Source organism: Kitasatospora sp. NPDC057512, assembly GCF_042802135.1.
GTDB lineage: Bacteria > Actinomycetota > Actinomycetes > Streptomycetales > Streptomycetaceae > Kitasatospora.
In genome coordinates this window covers 1-2,427 of sequence record NZ_JBHVET010001005.1, presented here as the reverse complement: position 1 = coordinate 2,427, position 2,427 = coordinate 1, and the positions used below count along the sequence as shown (strand labels likewise).

General features: G+C 73.8%; 2 protein-coding genes. Both read left to right on the top strand.

Features of this window, described 5'->3' with window-relative positions:
• The first annotated feature begins 36 nt into the window (after positions 1-36).
• Positions 37-1,251, top strand: coding sequence for a L,D-transpeptidase family protein (locus ACFU6K_RS36825; protein ID WP_380670676.1), 1,215 nt, complete (start codon positions 37-39; stop codon positions 1,249-1,251).
• 122 nt (positions 1,252-1,373) lie between these two features.
• Complete coding sequence (locus ACFU6K_RS36820) at positions 1,374-2,321, top strand: beta-ketoacyl-ACP synthase III (protein WP_049651545.1); 948 nt, start codon at positions 1,374-1,376, stop codon at positions 2,319-2,321.
• Positions 2,322-2,427 lie beyond the last annotated feature (106 nt).

The following is a 2,427-nucleotide window of genomic DNA, read 5'->3' as shown; positions in this document are numbered from 1 at the left end:
TTACCAACGGGTACGGCGTTTGGCAGGATCGACAGCATGTCCGGTTCTCATCGCGCCACCGAGTACCCGTCGTACGAGCCGATCCGGGAGCCGGTGTACGGGGTGCCGCAGCAGTCGTACGAGCAGCCGTACCCCGAGCACGAGGCGTACCGGCAGCCCGTCCCGCAGGAGTACGGCCAGGGCGTGTACCAGCCGTACCAGCAGGCTCCTGACGGTTACTCCGAGGCGTACGACCAGCCGTTCCAGGCCTACCCGGGCGGGCCGGAGGGCGGGTACGAGCCGGCGTCGGTGTACCAGCCGGTGCCCGCGCCCGAGGCCGTCCCCTTCGAGCCCGGTCCCGTCGTGCTCGCCGCCGCTCCCGCCGCTCCCGTGGCGGGTTCCCGGACGGCCGCGCGGGGACGGCGGCGCAAGGCCAAGCAGAAACGTCACGGCAAGGCCGTGATGGCCGGCACCGCGCTGCTGGTCGCCGCCACCGCCGGCTGGTACGCCGTCGGCCAGGACGGCGCCAAGCCCGGCATCGCCGCCGCCGACGGCCCCGGCCCGGAGGGCGTCAGCAAGCCCGACCACCCCGCCCCGGCCCCCGCGGCCGCCCAGGCCGCCTCCGACCGGCAGGCCGCCGCCCCGGCCGCCGACCGCAGCCAGACCCGTACGGACGGCTCGGTCGCCGCGATACCCGGCCTCGGCGCGAAGTTCACCGCGCAGATCCCCGCCGAGACCGCCCAGGTGCTGGTCGCCTCCGGCCAGGACAAGAACACCGACAAGAACGCCGTCACCCTCTGGACCCGCACCCCCGAGGGCCGCTGGCTGGCCGGCGAGACCTGGCAGGGCCACAACGGCAAGAGCGGCTGGACCACCGACCACAACGAGGGCGACCTGCGCAGCCCGATCGGCGTCTTCAGCCTCACCGACGCGGGCGGCCGCAAGGCCGACCCGGGCAGCAGGCTCCCGTACGACAAGGACCCGAGCTTCGTGGTCTCCGGCACGGGCTTCTTCGGGGACCAGCTGGCCGGCTCCTTCGACTACGTGGTCGCGATCAACTACAACCGCGTCCCCGGCAACTCCCCGCTCGACCCGCGCCGCCCGATGGGCTCCAAGAAGGGCGGCGGCATCTGGCTCCACGTGGACCACGACGGCCCGACCCACGGCTGCGTGTCGATCCCCGAGGACAAGATGGCCCAGCTGATCCGCACCCTGGACCCGGCCGCCCACCCGGTCGTCGTGATGGGCGACGCCGCCGCACTGGCGGCCTGACCTCGAAGTCCGCGGAACCCGGGCGCCCCAAGGCCCCTTGTCCACCTCCTACAGATCGAGGGGGCGGATCCTGTCGCCGGTCATACCATGCTGACCAGCGGGTAACCCGGTTCCATGGCAGTATGAGCGGTTCGCGCATTGTGGCACTCGGCCACTACCAGCCCCCCAAGGTCCTCACCAACGACGACCTGGCGGGGCTCGTCGACACCGACGACGAGTGGATCCGCACCCGTGTCGGCATTCGCAGCCGGCACATCGCCGAGGACGAGACCCTGGTCGACCTCGCCACCGAGGCCGCGCAGAAGGCGCTCGCCAACAGCGGCCGGACGGCGGACGAGATCGACCTCGTCGTGGTCGCCACCTGCACCGCGATCGAGCGCAGCCCCAACACCGCCGCCGCCGTGGCCGCCCGCCTGGGCGTGCGCTCGCCCGCCGCGTACGACATCAACACGGTCTGCTCCGGCTTCTCGTACGCCCTGGCCACCGCCGACCACGCGATCCGGGCCGGCTCGGCCCGCCGCGCCCTGGTGATCGGCGCCGAGCGGATGTCCGACACGCTCGACTGGACCGACCGCTCCACCTGCGTGATCTTCGGCGACGGCGCGGGCGCCGCGGTGGTCGAGGCCCAGGAGGAAGGCGCCGAGCCCGGCATCGGGCCGGTGGTCTGGGGCTCCGAGCCCGAGCGGGGCGACGCCGTGGTGATCACCGGCTGGGACCCGGTGATCAGCCAGCAGGGCCAGTCGGTCTTCCGCTGGGCCACCACCCAGCTCGCCCCGCTGGCCCGCCAGGCCTGCGAGCGGGCCGGGATCGCCCCGTCCGAGCTGAAGGGCTTCGTCCCGCACCAGGCCAACCTGCGGATCATCGACGCGATCGCGGGCAAGCTGGGCCTCGGCGAGGACGCGGTGGTGGCCCGGGACGTGGTCCACTCCGGCAACACCTCGGCGGCTTCCATCCCGCTGGCCTTCTCCAAGCTGGTCGAGCGCGGCGAGCTCTCGCCCGGCGACCCGGTCCTGCTCTTCGGCTTCGGCGGCGGGCTGGCCTACGCCGGCCAGGTCGTGCGCTGCCCCTGACCCCCGACCCCGGCCCCGGACGGCGCCGGACGGCCGCCTGAAGGCCGTCCGAAGGCGCCGCGAGGCCGTCCGGACCCGAACACGCCGGTGGGCGGGCACCCTGTCA